14 protein-coding genes and 1 tRNA gene are annotated in these 18,292 nt (G+C 33.6%); 8 read left to right on the top strand and 7 right to left on the bottom strand.

From position 1 onward, the window contains the following. Positions 1-12: 12 nt before the first annotated feature. The gene (gene trpS / locus Fokcrypt_RS01745) at positions 13-1,104 is read right to left on the bottom strand and encodes a tryptophan--tRNA ligase (protein ID WP_323722485.1); all 1,092 of its coding nucleotides are present in this window, start codon (positions 1,102-1,104) and stop codon (positions 13-15) included. On the opposite strand from trpS, the gene Fokcrypt_RS01750 reads away from it, so the two are divergent. Further along, a complete protein-coding gene (locus Fokcrypt_RS01750; protein WP_323722486.1) occupies positions 1,089-2,576 on the top strand; it encodes a Mur ligase family protein in 1,488 nt (495 codons plus the stop codon). The genes trpS and Fokcrypt_RS01750 overlap by 16 nt on opposite strands. A 28-nt stretch (positions 2,577-2,604) precedes the next feature. Here Fokcrypt_RS01750 and rplJ read toward each other — a convergent pair whose 3' ends face one another. Continuing rightward, positions 2,605-3,123: a 50S ribosomal protein L10 gene (rplJ, locus tag Fokcrypt_RS01755; protein ID WP_323722487.1), complete on the bottom strand. Its 519-nt coding sequence runs from the start codon at positions 3,121-3,123 to the stop codon at positions 2,605-2,607. A 248-nt stretch (positions 3,124-3,371) separates the two neighbouring features. Between rplJ and gyrA the strand changes: the two genes are divergently transcribed. Beyond that, positions 3,372-6,272 (top strand): DNA gyrase subunit A, encoded by a 2,901-nt coding sequence (gene gyrA, locus Fokcrypt_RS01760; RefSeq protein ID WP_323722488.1) that lies wholly within the window; start codon positions 3,372-3,374, stop codon positions 6,270-6,272. Between the two features lie 218 nt (positions 6,273-6,490). Here the strand turns inward: gyrA and ykgO are convergent, their stop codons facing one another. The 5 genes from ykgO to Fokcrypt_RS01785 all read right to left on the bottom strand — a co-directional run bounded on the left by ykgO (position 6,491) and on the right by Fokcrypt_RS01785 (position 11,502). Further along, the gene (gene ykgO / locus Fokcrypt_RS01765) at positions 6,491-6,616 is read right to left on the bottom strand and encodes a type B 50S ribosomal protein L36 (RefSeq protein WP_108673110.1); all 126 of its coding nucleotides are present in this window, start codon (positions 6,614-6,616) and stop codon (positions 6,491-6,493) included. A gap of 13 nt (positions 6,617-6,629) precedes the next feature. Then, positions 6,630-6,706: transfer RNA gene (locus tag Fokcrypt_RS01770), tRNA-Met, on the bottom strand. 78 nt (positions 6,707-6,784) lie between these two features. Further along, entirely contained in the window at positions 6,785-7,459 is a 675-nt protein-coding gene (locus Fokcrypt_RS01775; protein ID WP_323722489.1) for a queuosine precursor transporter, read from the bottom strand. Positions 7,460-7,507: 48 nt separating this feature from the next. Continuing rightward, on the bottom strand, positions 7,508-8,965 hold the full coding sequence (locus Fokcrypt_RS01780) for a complex I subunit 4 family protein (RefSeq protein ID WP_323722519.1): 1,458 nt from the start codon (positions 8,963-8,965) through the stop codon (positions 7,508-7,510). 38 nt (positions 8,966-9,003) lie between these two features. Next, complete coding sequence (locus tag Fokcrypt_RS01785) at positions 9,004-11,502, bottom strand: valine--tRNA ligase (RefSeq protein ID WP_323722490.1); 2,499 nt, start codon at positions 11,500-11,502, stop codon at positions 9,004-9,006. 90 nt (positions 11,503-11,592) lie between these two features. On the opposite strand from Fokcrypt_RS01785, the gene Fokcrypt_RS01790 reads away from it, so the two are divergent. From Fokcrypt_RS01790 to Fokcrypt_RS01815, 6 genes are all read left to right on the top strand, one after another. Continuing rightward, entirely contained in the window at positions 11,593-12,243 is a 651-nt protein-coding gene (locus tag Fokcrypt_RS01790) for a superoxide dismutase (protein WP_323722491.1), read from the top strand. A gap of 9 nt (positions 12,244-12,252) precedes the next feature. Then, positions 12,253-12,564, top strand: a complete 312-nt coding sequence (gene nuoK / locus Fokcrypt_RS01795) for an NADH-quinone oxidoreductase subunit NuoK (RefSeq protein ID WP_323722492.1) — start codon at positions 12,253-12,255, stop codon at positions 12,562-12,564. 2 nt (positions 12,565-12,566) lie between these two features. Then, on the top strand, positions 12,567-13,811 hold the full coding sequence (locus Fokcrypt_RS01800) for an FtsX-like permease family protein (RefSeq protein WP_323722493.1): 1,245 nt from the start codon (positions 12,567-12,569) through the stop codon (positions 13,809-13,811). A gap of 94 nt (positions 13,812-13,905) precedes the next feature. After that, positions 13,906-16,428 carry a DNA topoisomerase (ATP-hydrolyzing) subunit B gene (gyrB, locus tag Fokcrypt_RS01805; RefSeq protein ID WP_323722494.1) on the top strand — a complete coding sequence of 841 codons (2,523 nt, stop codon included), beginning with the start codon at positions 13,906-13,908 and terminating at the stop codon, positions 16,426-16,428. A gap of 19 nt (positions 16,429-16,447) precedes the next feature. Beyond that, positions 16,448-17,581 (top strand): P-loop NTPase, encoded by a 1,134-nt coding sequence (locus Fokcrypt_RS01810; RefSeq protein ID WP_323722495.1) that lies wholly within the window; start codon positions 16,448-16,450, stop codon positions 17,579-17,581. Next, a complete protein-coding gene (locus Fokcrypt_RS01815) occupies positions 17,569-18,288 on the top strand; it encodes a hypothetical protein (protein WP_323722496.1) in 720 nt (239 codons plus the stop codon). Before Fokcrypt_RS01810 ends, Fokcrypt_RS01815 begins: the two co-directional genes overlap by 13 nt. Positions 18,289-18,292 lie beyond the last annotated feature (4 nt).

The following is an 18,292-nucleotide window of genomic DNA, read 5'->3' on the forward strand; positions in this document are numbered from 1 at the left end:
AACCATCTTTTACTAGAAATAATGTAGACCGATAGCTTTTTTTACTTTCTCCAGAGTAGCATTGGCTTTTTGATTTGCTTTCTGAGAGCCACTATATAGTATTTCACGCATTTTGATGCTAGATATGTCATTTCTACATTCTCTATACGGAGCTATAAGTTCTTGTAGTGTATCATTTAATATGCTTTTGAGAGCCGTATCACCCAAACCCCCTCTTGTATAGTGTTCTTTTAGAGCGGTGATTTCGTTTTTATTTTTATGAAATGCATCAAGATACTCAAAAACTATATTCCCTTCTACTTTTCCTGGATCGCTTACTTTTAGATGATTAGGATCTGTAAACATAGCAAATACTTTCTGCTTGATAATTGTAGGAGAATCGGAGAGATATATTGCATTATTCAAAGATTTACTTGCTTTTGCTTTACCATCTATTCCGCTTAACCTTTTAGTAGTTCCGATTATTGGTGTGGCTTCTTTTAAAATATTTCCATAAAGAGAGTTAAATTTCCTTACTATTTCATTAGTTTGCTCTATCATTGGAAGCTGGTCTTCTCCTATTGGCACTAATTCTCCATCAAATGCTGTAATATCAGCAGCTTGACTAACTGGATATATGCAAAATCCTGCTAAAAGGTTGTTTTCATATTTTTTCTGTTGTATCTCCGCTTTTAATGTCGGATTTCTTTGTAATCGTGAAATTGTGACGAGATTTAAATAATAGATTGTTAACTCTGTCAATGATGGTATCTGAGATTGTAAAAATATTGTAGTTTTAGTAGGATCGATACCAACTGCTATATAGTCGCGAAGTACCTCATATACATTTTGAGTTACTACGTTAGGTGCGTTAAAATTATCAGTTAGTGCTTGTATATCTGCTATCATTACGTATTGCTCGTGTTCTTCCTGTAACTCAACCCTTTGTTTTAAGGAACCTGCATAGTGTCCAAGGTGTAATTTTCCGGTAGGGCGATCTCCGGTTAGCACGATTTTTGTTGTGCCAGTATGCATATGAGTTGCTTTTCTTTCTCTCGCAATATAACTAACAAATATATGAAGTAAAATCACTAACAATTGTGAAATAAATGAAACTGCTACCATCTTTACCAGCAACGATACATATAATTGGGATTGCTGGAATTGGTATGAGCGCAATAGCTCAGTTGTGTATAAAGCTTGGTTACAATGTTCAAGGTTCTGATCTAGATATATCGAAATTTCCAGATAGTGGAATAAAGTGTATTAATATGTGTGATGGTCATTCAGCAACTAATCTATATCGTTGGAATAAGGTGCCAGAATGTGTACTAGTATCTAGCATTATAAAAGATGATAATCCTGAATTATTGGAGTCAATCAGAAATAATATACCTGTAATAAAGAGAGCTGATGCTCTTTCATGGCTTTTACGCGATACATTTAATATTGCAATTAGTGGTACCAGTGGAAAAACCACTACTACTACTATAACGGGGGAATTATTTCTAAAGCATGGTATATCTTGCACTGTTATAAGTGGTGGAATAATGAAAGAATATGATACTAATTGCATAATTGGTGAATATCCTTCGGTACATCAGCCGGTAATTGTAGAAGCCGACGAATCGGATGGTACTTTTCTTGCTATTTCGAGAGATATAGCAATGTGCACAACAATTGTTCCGGAGCATATGGAATTTTTTAGAAGTATAGATGCATTTGAAGAAGCATATCGTTGTTTTTTAAATGATGGAAAAACCGGTATGTGTGCTATTGCATGCGGAGATACTGATGACAATGCGTATAGCAATAAAGCAATTAATAATAGCGTTATTTTATATGGATTATATGATAACAAAAATCATATATATGCCAAAAACATATTGGTGGGAGAATATACTACGTTTGATATGATTATAAAGTCCGAATTACATGATTCTTTAAGTTCTGATATTGAGATAAAAAGTATAAGATTATCGTTACTAGGTAAGCATAATGTGAAGAATTTTTTATGTGCCGTTTGTGGTTTAATTATATATCAAATAAAGACTACTGGCATGATTATGATTAATCACGATGTGGTACAAAATAGCTTTAAAAATTTTAAAGGGATTGAATCACGAATGGATGAGCTTGGAAAAATTACCGATGCTAATGGAGATGAAATTTGTATTTTTAATGATTATGCCCATCATTATAAAGAAATAGAATGTACGGCTAATAGTTTTATAGAATATTGCAATATATGTAGAGCAGATTATAGTATAATTATAGTTATCGAATTACATAAATATTCTAGAGTTACCTCCGATCTTAGCGAATATATTGACGTACTATCAGTTTTAAGAGCCAACAGAATAATACTAATGGAAATATACGGATGTTGGGAGAATGCAGAAAATTATCCTACTACTTCCAGTAATGCATACATAGCAAATGTGATAAATGAAAAAAGAGGAGAAGAATTTGTAATAGTCTTGGAAAGGAATGAATTTTTAAGAAATGCTATCTTAAACGAGCCTCGAGGTGGAAAGATGGTAATTTGCATGGGGGCAGGAAAAATGAAAAAATATGCGAAAGCACTTGTAGAGTAGCAGTTGACATATTTTATAATTTTTTTTGCTACTGTTCTGATTTTCTCTGTAATACACGTACGAAACTTGCTAGAGGTGCAGAAAGCACTCGTACAAACTTAGAGTGTGGAGCTAGCATAACGCTAAGCAATTTAGCCCTCATACCATCGACATTAGGTAATTTTGAAAATGCGAGAATTTCTTCAGCAGAATATGTTGCAGCTCCAAGATATCCACCGACTACAGACAGTACATTTTCACTATTTGCAAAATCTACTATAAATTTCACAGCATCTACATTATTTTGGTTTGTGAATACGCCAACCGTAGTTCCAGATAGAAAATTCCTACACTGCGAGTATTTTTCATCTCCTAATGCTATTTTTGCTAAGCTATTTTTAAGAAATATACAATTCGCCGATACCTTTACAAGGGATCTGCGAAACACTTTCATCTTAGGTACGGATATTCCCTTATTCTTGAGAATTATGAGCATCGAATTTTGCTCTAAAGCAGAAGAAAGAGTACCAACCCTCTCTATTTTCTTAACTCTTTTTACACTCTTCACGGCTCCTAAAAAACTATGTTAACGTACTAAAAACTCACTCCTATTTGCGTTATATCATACGGAATGCTTAAAGCTATCATTCATACGCTACATTCTTATAGCTTTACATGTCAAGATGAAATTGACGTTATTTTACGTCTCTTTCCCCGAATTATGCCATATATTGCCATAAATTTACAGTAGACTTTTTATAGTAAAGCTACTATTCTTCAACGGTAATAGCCTTAACAGAATAACCAAATTCAGCAATGAAAGGCAGTGTAGAAAAAATAGAACACAACAGTGTTAACGTATCCATAGATTTGGAAATGAGAGAAGCTTACTTAAATTACGCGATGAGCGTGATAGTGAGTCGTTCTCTTCCCGATGCTAGAGACGGATTAAAACCTGTTCATAGAAGAATACTGTATTCTATGAGCGAGCAAAATAATAACTGGAATAGACCATATAGAAAATCTGCAAGAATAGTAGGGGAGGTGTTGGGTAAATATCATCCACATGGTGATACTGCGATATACGATGCTTATGTAAGAATGGCTCAGCCCTTCTCCCTTTATAAAACTCTTATAGATGGTCAAGGAAATTTCGGTTCTATAGATGGAGATAGCCCGGCTCAGATGAGATATACCGAAGGAAGATTGCAGAAGATCTCCAATTTATACTTATTAGCCGATATTGATAAAGATACTGTAGCTTTTAAAGATAATTACGATAACTCAGAAAAAGAGCCGACAGTGCTACCAGCTCGTTTTCCTAATCTTCTTGTAAATGGTGCTAGTGGTATTGCTGTTGGTATGGCAACTAATATACCGCCGCATAATGTACTAGAAGTACTAGATGCGTGTCTCGCATACATAGAAAATCCAGATATAACAATACAGGAAATAGTATCTAAATACATACCGGCACCAGATTTTCCAACTGGATGTAAGATTATAGATTACGATAAGTGTTACAATGCAATGCTTACTGGTAGAGGGAGTATTACGATAAGAGGAAAAACGCACATAGAAGAAAATGGAAATAGAGCTTCGATTGTAATTACTGAAATTCCATATCAGACTAACAAAGCGGAATTTGTAAAAACTATGGAGGTATTAGCACGTGATAAAGTTATAGATGGAATTGCAGAAATTAGAGATGAATCTAATAAATTAGGTATAAGAGTAGTAGTAGAATTACGCAGAGAAGCTGCGGCAGAAGTAGTTCTTAATCATCTATATAAACATACGGTATTAGAGACTTATTTCGCAATTAATATGTTAGCTCTCTACAATGGGAGACCTACAATTTTAAATGTTCTGAACGTTATAAAAATATTCGTAGAATTTAGACAAGAAGTAGTAACGAGGAGAAGTAGATTTCTTCTAAACAAAGCTTCTTCTCAAGCTCATGTAATATTTGGATTGTTGATGTGTATTGATAATATATCTCGTGTAATAGAGATAATTAGGGGTTCTAGAGATGTAAGTATTGCGAGGGAAAGACTATTAGCCGAGAAGTGGTCATTTAATTATTCTGGTGATTTAACCACTCTTACCAAGGTACTAAATATACAAAATTATGAAGACGGAGTGTATACCTTAAGTCAACAACAGTGTAAGGCTATTTTAGATATGAGACTGCAGAGATTGACGGGGTTGGAGAAGCAGAAAGTAGCTGAAGAGTTTGAAGCTTTAATCAGTGAAATTAGATTTCATCTTGAGATATTGAATTCTCATTCAGTTCTAATGGAAGAAATAAAGAATGAAATACTTATAGTAAGGAACGATCTAAATGATTCGAGAAAAACGGAAATAACGCAGATGCGTAGTAATATGAGCGAAGATGACTTTTTCTCGAAAGAAGATGTTGTAGTGTTATTAACGAAAAGTGGATATATAAAGCGTACTTCACTTCAACACTATAAAGATCAACGAAGAGGTGGAAAAGGAAAATCTGGAGTAAGTACGTATGAAGATGATTCGTTATCAGAAATTTTAGTTACTACTACACATCATAACTTGCTATTCTTCTCCAATGCTGGGCATGTATATATGCTAAAAGTTTATAAAGTACCCGCAACTACACTTCAAAGTACTGGGAGAGCTATAGCTAATTTTATATCTTTGCGTCCCGATGAAAAAATAACCAATGTAATATCAGTAGATAGAGAAGTGTTCTTAGAGGGTGCACGTGGAATGTATCTATGTTTCTGTACATCACGTGGTAGTATAAAAAGAAATAACTTGCTAGATTTTAAAAATATTCCTAGTGGTGGGAAAATAGCTATTAAACTGGATGGAGATGATTATCTAGTTGGTGTGTCGTTATGTTCCGAAAATCAGTATATAATGCTATCTACTAAAATGGGAAAATCTGTTTGTTTTCCTGTCTCTAATCTTCGTGTTTTTAAAGGAAGAGCTTCAGAAGGGGTAAAGGGAGTGAGGCTTGTAAAAAAGAACGATAGTGTGATTTCTATGTGTATGTTACCAGGTATAGATATCGATTATTCTATTAAATCTTCGTATTTAAAGATACCGAGTGATATACGTATTCGAATGTCAGAGGAGTCCCAGAATGGAGGGGATATTACTGAATTAGCAAAAAGTGCATTAGAGAAATATTGGACTTATTCAGAATGTAATGAAGTTGAAGTTGAAGTTGAAGTTGAAGTTACAGATGAGTGTGAGAATGAGATTACTAGAGATAATGAGTTAGTTGGTGATGTAGAGCAAGAGGATGGAGAGCTTCAAAGTATAGTTACTAGAATAGATGGTGATATTACCGTGGATAAGCTGATAGAGTTGGTGCTTCATGAAAAGTTTTTATTAAGCATATCTAGTAATGGATATGGAAAACGTACTTCATCATATGAATATAGAGTTACTGGTAGAAATGTTGGAGGTGTAGTAAATATGGATGTTGGTCGTGCATATGTTGTTGGAGTATTGCCAATTAAAGATACTGATAGTGTAATTTTAGCTTGTAATTCTGGTAAGGTAATTAGGTTATCAGTAGATTCAGTGCGTGTTACTGGAAGAAATGCGAAAGGTGTGCGTGTAGTATCTTTAGAGAAGAATGATCATGTAGTATCGGCATGTAGTATATCCAGTTCTCTGGGGGAGCAGGATGAATTAAATGATGCGATGGACAAGTCTGAAAATTAGGGTGTAGAATGAAACTATTCTTTCGTATTTTATACTTAATGGAAGGAAGTTTTCTCAAAAATAAATATCGCCGAATTAGATACTTGAAAGTAAAGCGATTACCATCAACATGAAGTCAGAGACCTAACCTGAAAGTACATCATGAAATAGATGTGAAACCCAAAGAACTACAACGGATAATAAAAATCCATTTGCACTAAAGAGGTGGATATCGAAAGTTATGCTTGCTTGGCTTTAAATCGAGGATTCTTCTTGTTGATCACATAAATCACGCCACGACGTTTCACAATCCTACAATCTTTATCGCGCTTCTTAGCACTTTTCAGAGACGAGAAAATTTTCATATCATCAAAATACTGGTTGCGGGAGATGGATTTGAACCAACGACCTTCAGGTTATGAGCCTGACGAGCTACCAGACTGCTCTATCCCGCGTCTTTAAATGTGATCCTGGATAACCACAACACCGCATACTGTACATTTAATACCGTATTATGTCAATTATTAAATGACTTAATTAGCAGTAAAACATTCATTAATATTTTCTTTTGGTAGAAATTTGTTAACAAGAGAAGTAGTGCAGTACAATATTGGAATACTTAACGCCACAAAAAATAATTTAAAGGAGTATGTATTTAATATGAGAGATGCTAAATGTTCTTTAGGGAATATTCCTAAATGTGACATTACAGATAGCATTATAGCGGTATCTATGAGAAGTGAAAATGCGGTACTACAACTACTACGTAACCATAGCAATTTTCCCTTAGTCAATTTTTTGAGATAAAGAAATATTTTTACATCTAGCATTTGAGAAGTATAGCATGCTATGAGAGATGCTATGAATACTGTATTATAGCAACCGAAGACTTCACTAAAAGTACTAGTACTCATTTTCGACCAAGAGGTAGCTGGCATCTGCATGAAAAGTAGCATAACACATGCTACTCCTGCACCTATTATCACACCTAGTCGGAGGCAAAATCTGGCAGCATCTCTACCATAAAACTCACTTATTATGTCGCTGAGCAAAAAGGTAAAAGGATATAAGATAGAACCAGTTGGAATTGAGAAGGAAAATAAACCAAGAAACATGAAAGAGACTTGCTTCTGATACAAGAGGTTACTTAGTACGATAAGAACCGAGAACACTGCACAAAATCCAGCGTATAATTGTTGTTTTTTCATTGCTTTATCCGTTATGGTAAGTAATATAAGTCCTTATGTCAAGATAATTTATGATGATATATTTGGTAATTCTGGATTAATACCTAAAAAAATCGATACTATTACAAGTGTAAATAAGATGTAAAACTCCGCTCTAGAAGTGTCTTGAAGCTTAAGATTTATCTTAACTTTAGATAATCCAAGTGAAAAGAATATTCTTGAATACATTATTAGCATGTAAATAGCGGAGAGAATCATATTTAATGAAAGCAAAAAGCCAAGGATTTTATTGAAATGATATATCCCGAATATTGTGACGAATTCTCCTATAAATCCTGATGTAAGAGGAAGTCCTATTGCGCCTAATGTAAGAATAGCAAAAGTACTAGCTAATATTGGCATATGTTTTCCTAGTGTTTCTGGTATGAGATGAAGATTATATGTAGAAACACGTTTGTGAAGAATACCTAACCCAGCAAATAAGCCTGATGATATTACGCCATGACTAAGCATCTGAAAAATGGCTCCTTTAAATCCATAGCTATTCAGAGAGAAGAGTCCCGCTGTGACGAAACTCATATGGGAGATTGAAGAATATGCTATTATTTTTTTTGCTTCGGATTGTACTAATGTGACTAAAGACGCATATATTCCCCCTCCTATTACAAAACTTACTAATATTAATTGCCACTCTTTTACAAAAGTTGGGAAAAAAGGAATGAAAATTTTAATAAAGCCAAAGCATCCAGCTTTTAATAGGAGAGCAGCTAATATCATAGAACATGGTGTTGGAGCTTCTACGTGAGCTTTTGGTAGCCATGTGTGGAAAGGAGGGATAGGAGTTTTGACTGCGAATGGTATAAAAAAAGCGAGTGCTAGATAATTAATATTTGACGAAGAGCTAGTGCTAGATATTAGATTTGGTAGAACATTAATATCTAAGGTATTATAAGATATCATGATATATAATATGCCCCACAGCATTATTACTGACGATGCAATTGTATACATTAAAAATTTGAAAGTTGCGTATATACGTTCTTCATTCCCCCATCTTCCTATGATTATAAAAGTTGGTATCAATACCAATTCAAATAACGTGTAAAATACTAAGAGATCTTGAGTTGTAAATAAATTTATCAGCATTCCTTGTATCATCAGGAATAGTGACGACTGTTGCAGAGCTTTGGATATTTCATCACGATTCTCGCTGAAAAAAGTGAATAATATTGTCAAGAACGATATTAGAGTTGTAAGTAATACTAATACTGCAGATATATAATCTAATCTGACAGAATGATTTACAGTGATATTATTATTTGTTCCGAAAATGCGAAGTATAAATAGGGGATGAAGCTCTGAAAATAGAAATTTGTCATTCTGATAGCTACAGATATAAACAAACATCACTATTGAAGAAATAAGTGTGATGAATGAGCAGGAAATGATCTGACATTTTAAGATCTGATAGATTTTTTTTTCTTTTGTTATGCTAGTTATTAAAAGTGTAAATATAGAGCATAACAATGAAAGCAGTATCGTAAAAGATATTAGAGGAAATGCCGTTATTGGAAAATGCATATAGTGATATGATTGGTTTTATAAATTTCGCTATTATGTGTTTCTTTTAAACTATCATTATTGATAACTAACTGTTCAGTACATAATACATTTGTTAAATCATCTATCAGTGATTTGGGAAATGCTAGATCAGTGTGTAGAATAATTTTTTGCATCATTTTATTCATAGCGATTTTATGCTCCGATCTAAATTTTCTGACAATATTTATTACATTTAATGATTCAGAAATTGTGATGTCATTATTAGTGATGAATTCTTTCATTTCTATAATGTATTTCGGAAAAGCATCATGAGAGTGCACTGAGAATAGCGATAAATCGTGATTAAGGGCATTACTTTTTTCCTTTGCATTTCTTAATATTATTTTCTGAAATATTTCCTCGGCAATATATGGTGTTATTGGAGCTATTAATTTTATTATGGTAGAGATCGTATAATACATTGTAAGGGCGGCACTATTGCCTGCTTTTGTACCATGATAGGAGTAAGCACGTCCTTTAACGATTTCAATATAATAATCGCAAAATATCTTCCAAAAGAAATCTGATACTGCTCGCATTGCGTGACAGTAATCAAAATTATTATAGTGTTGAAAGACACTTTTCGTCAAAGATAGTAACTCGCTTAAAAGCCATATATCATACGTTTCCTCAACTTCCCCAATGCTAAGTGAATTTTCAATATTTGAAGGAGCTACCGTCATATTTTCTAAGTGTTGAGAGCAAAATTTAGTAGCGTGAAAAAGTTTGGTGAGAAAACGTTTAGCATCTTTTATTATATCGTCAGAGTAGGATATATCTGTTCCTAGTGGAGCAGTTGCAGCCCAATATCGTATTGCATCAGCACCATGTGTTTTAAGTTCTACTAATGGATCTATAATATTTCCCTTTGATTTGCTCATTTTTTCATGATTTTTTCCAAGGCACCAACCACTTATCATAATGTTATGCCATGGTATACTATTTTCATGAAATAGAGATTGAGCTATCGTACCAAAAGCCCAAGTTCTTATTATTTCATGTGCTTGTGTTCTGAGAGAAAATGGAAATATAGCGGGTTCTGTTATCTCGAGAAGTGCAGCATTAATTTGAGGAGAGAGTGTGCTAGTAACCCATGTATCCATTACATCAGAATCAGGTATTACGTCATCTTTTTCGTAACCATATGGGAGATTTTTTGATGGTTCAAGTGGAAGTTGCGTTTCATCTGCTAATATGACTTTACCTTCTTCCCCAACTTTTTTTGAGTACCATACTGGGAATGATATGCCAAAGTACCTTTGTCTTGATATACACCAATCCTGATTAAGATTTTCGATCCATTGTTCTGCTCTTATTCTCATATGTTCTGGATACCAATTTATTTTATGTACTTGCGACATTAATACGTCCTTATATTGCATTACATTGATATACCATTGTTGTGTGACTATAATTTCGAGAGGAGTTCCAGATCTTTCTGCACATTTCACGTATTGTACTACTTCCATAACATTTTTTATTACTCCTTCTGCTTCAAGTAATTCTAATATTTTGCTTCTAGCGACTTTTATTTTCATGCCATTTAATAAGCCGGAATTTTCCATCAACCCTTTTTTTGTAATAACGCTTGTACATGTAAATTGATGGGTGCGCCACCACTCTATATCTTGAGTATCTCCGAATGTACAACACATCACGGCTCCGGTACCTTTTTGCATATCTACGCTTTCATCTTTGATAATTGATACTTTATGCTGAGAAATAGGGACGATGCATAATTTTCCAACTAGTGTTTCGTATCTTTGATCTTCTGGATGAACTAATACTGCTTTACATGCGTATAACATTTCCGGTCTTGTTGTTGCAATTGTAATATTATTCTGTTTATCGCTATCAATTAAGAATGCTAGTTCGTACATTTTACCTACAAATTCTTTATCTTCTATCTCGGCCTGTGAGATCGCAGTTTGATCTACGTGATCCCAAAATACGGGAGCTTCTTTTCTATATATTATTCCTTTTTGATATAATCTGATAAAAGATATTTGCGATAATCGTTGGATCTTTTCTGAAATCGTACTGTATTGAAAGTTCCAGTCATATGTGAAGCCTACAATATTAAGTAAGATTTTAAATTGCTCATGAAATTTCACTATTGTTTCTGAGCATTTTTTTATAAAATCGGACTTACCTACGGTATGTGCAGCAATATTATATTCCTTCTCTATTAATCTTTCCGTTGGTAATCCATTATCATCAAAGCCAGGAGAATAGAATACATTATACCCGCACATTCGTTTGAATCTTGCAATAAAATCAGTGTGAGAGTAGCTAAATACATGTCCTATATGCAAATAACCTGATACTGTTGGTGGAGGAGAATCTATAGAAAACACTTCTCTTTTAGATGCTACTTGCCATTGATATAATTTACTTGAATTCCAGAAGAGTCTCATTCTCAATTCAATTTCATCATGATTATATTTTGTGAATTCGTACATTTTTTAAAAGTAAAGAAAAATGCTTGGAAACTGCGATTATTTACACTATCCTCCAATGTTAAGTACATACATATACGTGATCTTACTACGATGAAAAGATATTCTTTGCAATCACTTCCTTATTCTTATGATGCATTAGAGCCAAGCATTTCTAGAAATACTTTAGAATTTCACTACGATAAACATCATCGTGGTTATCTAGATAACATAAATAGAATAGTTGAAGAGCATAATTTAGAGACAGAAAATGGAGTAAAAGGGCTTTTTATAGATGCTAACACAGAACTCAAAAAAGATAGTAAAAATACAGAATTATGGAATTCAGTATTTAATAATGCCGGGCAAGTTTTAAATCACGATTTTTTTTGGAATTCTATATGCTCTCAGAAAGATTCTATTTTAAGTGCTAGCGATATTGATAATAAGTTAGTATCTGCTATTGAAATAGCATTTGGTTCAATTGATCAGTTTAAACAGGATTTTATAAAAGTTGGGATTAGTCAATTTGGTAGTGGATGGGTATGGTTGGTATGGTCATCACGTGAAAGGAAATTAAAAATAGTAAAGACTGCGAATGCTTACTCTCCCTTACTTGATGATATGGAACCTCTTATGGTGTGTGATGTATGGGAGCATGCATATTATCTAGATTATCAGAATAGAAGAGCTGATTTTCTTAGGAAAGTTATTGATAATCATTTGAATTGGAAATTTATATCATCCTGTTTTAATGCGGTGTAGTTGCTACTTATGATCTCTGTATTACATCTATTTCTCTTGTCTTTTATCATTTTGATACTTGGTATTCTTTGTATGATAATGAAAAGAAGAAATATAATGCATCTTTTTATCGGCATAGAAATAATGCTACTAGCACTGAATATAGCATTTGTAAGTGTAGGGATTTTTCTAAATGATATCTTAGGACAGATTATAGGTGTAGTTCTTATATGTGTGGGTGCAGCAGAAGTTTCTGTTGGGCTATCAATTTTGGTAGCATATGTAAACGTGAAAAAATCTACTAATTTGATGTCAAATGAATTTGATGAATTGCGTGACTGAAGATGATGATAGAGTTTGCTATTGCTAGAAGATTTGCTTTAAGTAGGCAAAATAGGGCTTTCATGTACATAATTAATGCTTTTGCTATTGCTGGGATAGCAATTGGTGTAGCTACTTTAATAATAGTAACGTCTGTTATGTACGGCTATAAATCATATATCGTCACAAAAATGCTTGGAGTGCAGAGCCATATCCTCGTTTATCCATACGAAGGTACTATGATTTGTGATGAGCATGACGTGGAAAAAGTGAAAAATATTAAAGATGTAGAACACGTATCGTGTGTCATACAAGGACAAGCTATGATTACTTACAATAAAAATATTGATGGTGTTCTTATAAAAGGTATTGATAACGATGCATTGGATTATTCTTTTACAAAAGGAGGATTTATTCGTGGTAATATTACTACTCATAAGCATGATGATAATGCATTTTTTATTGTAGGTAATGGTATTATGAAGAGTGCATTACGTGACGGCACACTGAAAGTGAAGCTTACAATACCTCAATTTGTGGAAACATTTTTAGGCATCATACCGAGAAGTAAAAGTTATCAAATAAACGATTATTTTGATTCCGGAATGATGGATTATAATAATGGTATGATTTTTATGAGCATAGAAGATTGTAGAAAGTTATTTGGCTACCCTGAAAAAGCAGTAACTGGTATCGAGATCATGGTGCAAAATCCCCTAGATATGTCGAGTATTAAGGCTGAATTAGATATTCTTTTTAAAGATAGATATGCTATTATCGATTGGAAGAAGAGAAATGGTCATTTAATAGTTGCACTAGATGCGGAAAGAACAACTATGTATATAATACTTTCCATTATTATTGTTGTTGCCACTTTCAATATATTTTCTGGACTTATGGTAATGGTGCAAGATAAGAGAAAAGAGATTGCTATACTAAGAACAATTGGAATGTCAAAATTGTCTATAATGTCCATATTTCTCTTATGTAGTATTTATATAGGGGTAGTAGGAACGATACTTGGTGTAGTTTTTGGTTGTATATTTGCTAAAAATTTACCACTTATAAGATACATGGTAGAAGAGTTGTTCGATATATCTCTATTCGATCCTAAAATCTATATTTTAACCGAGCTTCCAATAGAGTTATCATTATCTAGTATTGTGCTTATAGCCACTTTTTCAATAATTTGTTCATTGTTTGCATCTCTTTATCCCTCGCTTAGTATTGCAAAAATATCTCCTTCTACCGTTTTAAAAGATGGATAAAATGCTAGTGATGATATCGTATAATTGACAAATTATCACTCTAAGTCTACTCTGAGGGTAATCGCACCACTTGCCGATTTTTTATAGTTTTTGAATGACGAAAAAATATGATGCCTCGTCTATCCAAGTTTTGGAGGGGTTAGATGCTGTTAAGAAGAGGCCAGGAATGTACATCGGTGATGTTAGTTCTTCATTAGGACTACATAATATGTTGAACGAAGTTTTAGATAACGCTGTAGATGAATGTATTGCCGGATATGCTAAAAATATCTCAATATCTCTGAATAGTGATGGTTCAGCAAGTGTAGAAGATGATGGAAGAGGGGTACCGGTAGATATGCATGAAGAAGAAGGAATTTCTGCTGCAGAAGTTATAATGACTAAGTTGCATGCGGGTGGGAAATTTGATAGTGATGCGTATAAGATGTCCGGTGGACTTCATGGAGTTGGGGTATCTGTGGTAAATGCATTGTCTGAGTGGTTATTATTAACTGTATGGAGGGATGATAATGAATACGAACTTCTTTTCAAGGAAGGAAGAACGGTAAATGCTCTAAAAATAAATGCCACAGGTGCAGGGAAACGCGGTACTAAAGTTACTTTCCTTCCTTCTAGAGAAATTTTTGCCGTAGTGGAGTTCGATTGCAATCATATCGAGCAAAGAGTGAGAGAACTTGCCTTTCTTAATCCAGGTGCATCTTTTACTGTGAAAGATTATAGAAAAGAAGAGCCATTAGAGAGGACTTTCTGTTTTGCAGGAGGAGTGAAAGAGTTTGTTGCTTACTTGGATAGAGCTAAAAATAAGTTGCATGATGTGATAGATGTGCATGGTCAAAGCGATGACGTGATAGTAAATGTTGGTCTTGCTTGGAATGATGGGTATGCAGAGAATGTCATGTGCTTTACAAATAATATAAGGCAGAGAGATGGAGGTACGCATCTTGCTGGTTTTAGAAGCGCTATTACTAGAGCTGTAACTGCATATGTTAATACCATCAAGAATAAAAAGTATGAAAAATTAGAAGTATCACCAGATGATATAAGAGAAGGTTTAACTGCTATACTATCCATAAAAGTTCATGAACCAATCTTTTCATCTCAGACTAAAGAAAAACTTGCTAGTGGTAATGTTAAAGGTGCGGTTGAGCATGTTGTGTTTTCTTATATTGAAAGGTGGTTTGAGCAAAATCCGAATTCTGCTAAAGCTATAGCGAATAAGATATTAGATTCTGCTATAGCGAGAGAAGCTGCAAGAAAAGCTCGAGATTTAAGTAGAAAAAAACCAGGATTTGAAATGTCAGTTCTTGCAGGGCGATTAGCTAGTTGTCAAGAAAAAAACCCTTCATTGTGCGAATTATTTATAGTTGAAGGGGAGTCAGCTGGAGGTTCTGCTAAACAAGGGCGTGATAGAGCGATACAAGCTGTGCTTCCATTAAGAGGGAAGGTTTTAAATGTGGAAAGAGCTAGGATAGATAAAGTGCTTTCCCATTCTGAGATTGGCACTCTTGTGAGTGCACTTGGTACAGGAATAGGAAGAGATATCTTGGATGTATCCAAATTGAGATATCATAAGATAATATTAATGACAGATGCTGATGTAGATGGTGCTCACATTAGAACTTTATTGATTACCTTTTTCTTTAGATATATGTACCCTATTATAGAAGAAGGACATCTATATATTGCAGAACCACCATTATATAAAGTTCGAAAAGGACAAAGTGACAGGTATATAAAAGACGAACGAGAACTAAAAGTTTTTTTGATGTCTATAGTATCTGATGATATTTTTGCAACTCTAAAGGGAGAAGTATCCAGAGAATATATTTGGGAGAGGCTAGAGTCTCTCAGTAGCTTTTCTGAATATATAAATAATAGAGAGAATGTCTTGTATAAGAGATTAGCCGAAATATGTATATTTACAGATGGTTTTCTTGATGAAGAATCAGAAGATTTCAATATTTCAGTAGCACAAAAAATAGTAAAATTATGGAATCAAGGATGGGGTATCATTAAAAGTACTGGTGCTGGGCAAATTCAGAAATCTGGGAATACAAAAGATTCCGATATATCTGAGGAATCTGAGGAAGTTGAAAAAGTTGAAAACTTTCTCTCAGATGGAGCAAGTGAAGGTACTAAAACTGCTATAAGTTGGGCTATTTCTGAAGAGAGTAAAAAAGTTAAATTTTTATTAGAGGAGGAGAATAGAACTGCAGCGTGCGAAATGGATTTTGTAGCTTTGAAGAAGGATATGAAAAATTCTACAATACGGCATGTATTGGAATTTTATTCGGCTGTAAATTTTAAAATAGGAGGAACTTTTACAATCAGAGGGAGTGCAATTAGATTCCTTTTACCATCTTCCTTATTTTCCTGTCTTTTAGACATTGCCAGAAAAGGTATGTACATACAGCGATTTAAAGGATTAGGAGAAATGAATCCGGAACAATTATGGGAAACAACTCTCGATCCAAAGAACAGGATCTTGAAACGGATTACAGTAGATGATTTTATTCAGGCTGATCAAACATTTTCAATGCTCATGGGTGATGTAGTAGGTCCTAGGAGAGAGTTTATAGAGCAAGATGCACTAAATGTTAAAGAGCTAGATGTATGAGGGAAGGTTTTGATCTGTGATGAAATACGATTTTTCAGTTTTAAGCGAGTATATACATAATGTCGCTATTTCAGAGTTGTTACGTGCTGGATCTTCAGTAAGTATTACGCATCAGAGTTATGAAAATGGCAGAAGCATTATCATAATGCTTATATATCTCAGTCCCGATATTAGTATTACTGATCGTGAAAAAGATAGCTTAAAATTAAGATGTATTGATATATTACGTAGCTATGATCAATGTAATGAAGATATCAAGCTTTTATTACGACTTGCAGAAGCGAAGTGTGTTATAATTCAGCAGTTCGAAAAAAACATAGAATTACCGCATAAGCTACCGAATGCGATTCATAAGAAAGAAAAAAAACGTATTGAGAACGTAAAAAATATCATAGTAGTAACGTCAGGAAAGGGAGGTGTAGGAAAATCTTCAGTAGCTGTTGGAATAGCTTTGAGTTTAAGAGCTAAGGGTTTTAATGTAGGAATAGCTGATTTAGATATATATGGTTCTTCAATTCCTAATTTTTTAGAAGTGAAAGGTCATATGATGATGCGAGATGGAGTCTTTATACCACCCATAGCAGAAGGAATGCCGATAATGTCAGCAGATTTCTTTATATCAAAGGATGATAATAAGGTATTCTCTTGGAGAGGGCCAATGATTGCCAAAATGATGGATACTATCTTATCGTTATCAAGATGGAAAAAAGAGAATATGTTTATTGATTGTTCTTTGGATTATTTAATAATAGATACTCCACCTGGTACAGGAGATATACATCTTTCACTTTTGGAAAAATATGATTTACATGCTCATAATGTACATGTAGTACTCGTTTCGAATGAAAGTACGATAAGCTTGTTGAATACTATTAAATCATATGAGCTGTATAAAAAGTTTGGATTAGATAGTTTTAGTATTATTTGTAATATGAGATTTGAAAAGGAAGATATTATACAGCAGTATATAAAGAATTTTAGTGATATTATACATTTAGGAAATATATCATTTTATGGAAATCTTATAAGTAATACATTTATGTTCTATAAGAGTGCTCTGATCGCACAGAATGATAAGGAGGACTATATTCATTTTAGAAGTGAATATGAAGTGATAATACAAAACATCTTGAACTTACAATGCTCTTCATAGATACAACATCTGGCAGTACATCTATAGCAGTTATGACAGAAAGTGGAGATATCTTTTCTTACTATGATGGAGAAAAGAATATGCAAGTAGAAAGAATTGCTAAACTTACTACTACCGTTCTAGAAAAAGCATCACTTTCTTTAAATCAGATTAAATATATAGGATGTAATACAGGCCCTGGTAGTTTTAACAGTATAAGAATAGGGGTATCATATGCTAATGGCATCTTATGTGTAAAAAGTAATATTATATCGATACAATTAAATACTTATCAATTATGTTTATATAGTATATATAGAAAAATGCTAAAAAGCGCTCAATCATCTCCTTTTTTTATTGGTATTCACACAGATAAAAAGAAAGTTATTATGCTGTTAGAATCAGTAATGCCATCAAAATTAATTGCGGAGCCATACCATTATTTTGACGCCTTAAGTAAAATAGCTGAAATTTCTATCGATGACTTTATTGAAAAGCGTTCAATTTCACCTAGTGTAGTGGAGGTTTTAGAGAATGAGTTGAATACTCCTAAATGGGAACAATACTATCTATTTGGGGAGAAATGTGATAACATGATACCATCTTCTGCTACCGGAGTAGCATTAATGAAATTTATGATGTTGCGGTGTGATGAGGAGCGTCACAGTAGGTTTTTTGAACCTTTTTATGGTTCTCTTCCGTCTTCAATGAAAGTAAAAGACTCTTAGAAAT

The sequence above is a fragment of the Candidatus Fokinia cryptica genome (genome assembly GCF_034359305.1).
Taxonomy (GTDB): Bacteria; Pseudomonadota; Alphaproteobacteria; order Rickettsiales; family Midichloriaceae; genus Fokinia; species Fokinia crypta.

Excerpts from the sequence above, each read along its gene's own strand:
- Fokcrypt_RS01750 (WP_323722486.1), top strand. The coding sequence starts at position 1,089 with ATGAAACTGCTACCATCTTTACCAGCAACGATACATATAATTGGGATT.
- trpS (WP_323722485.1), bottom strand. The coding sequence starts at position 1,104 with ATGGTAGCAGTTTCATTTATTTCACAATTGTTAGTGATTTTACTTCAT.
- gyrA (WP_323722488.1), top strand. The coding sequence starts at position 3,372 with ATGAAAGGCAGTGTAGAAAAAATAGAACACAACAGTGTTAACGTATCC.
- ykgO (WP_108673110.1), bottom strand. The coding sequence starts at position 6,616 with ATGAAAATTTTCTCGTCTCTGAAAAGTGCTAAGAAGCGCGATAAAGAT.
- Fokcrypt_RS01775 (WP_323722489.1), bottom strand. The coding sequence starts at position 7,459 with ATGAAAAAACAACAATTATACGCTGGATTTTGTGCAGTGTTCTCGGTT.
- Fokcrypt_RS01785 (WP_323722490.1), bottom strand. The coding sequence starts at position 11,502 with ATGTACGAATTCACAAAATATAATCATGATGAAATTGAATTGAGAATG.
- Fokcrypt_RS01790 (WP_323722491.1), top strand. The coding sequence starts at position 11,593 with ATGAAAAGATATTCTTTGCAATCACTTCCTTATTCTTATGATGCATTA.
- nuoK (WP_323722492.1), top strand. The coding sequence starts at position 12,253 with ATGATCTCTGTATTACATCTATTTCTCTTGTCTTTTATCATTTTGATA.
- Fokcrypt_RS01800 (WP_323722493.1), top strand. The coding sequence starts at position 12,567 with ATGATGATAGAGTTTGCTATTGCTAGAAGATTTGCTTTAAGTAGGCAA.
- gyrB (WP_323722494.1), top strand. The coding sequence starts at position 13,906 with ATGACGAAAAAATATGATGCCTCGTCTATCCAAGTTTTGGAGGGGTTA.
- Fokcrypt_RS01810 (WP_323722495.1), top strand. The coding sequence starts at position 16,448 with ATGAAATACGATTTTTCAGTTTTAAGCGAGTATATACATAATGTCGCT.
- Fokcrypt_RS01815 (WP_323722496.1), top strand. The coding sequence starts at position 17,569 with ATGCTCTTCATAGATACAACATCTGGCAGTACATCTATAGCAGTTATG.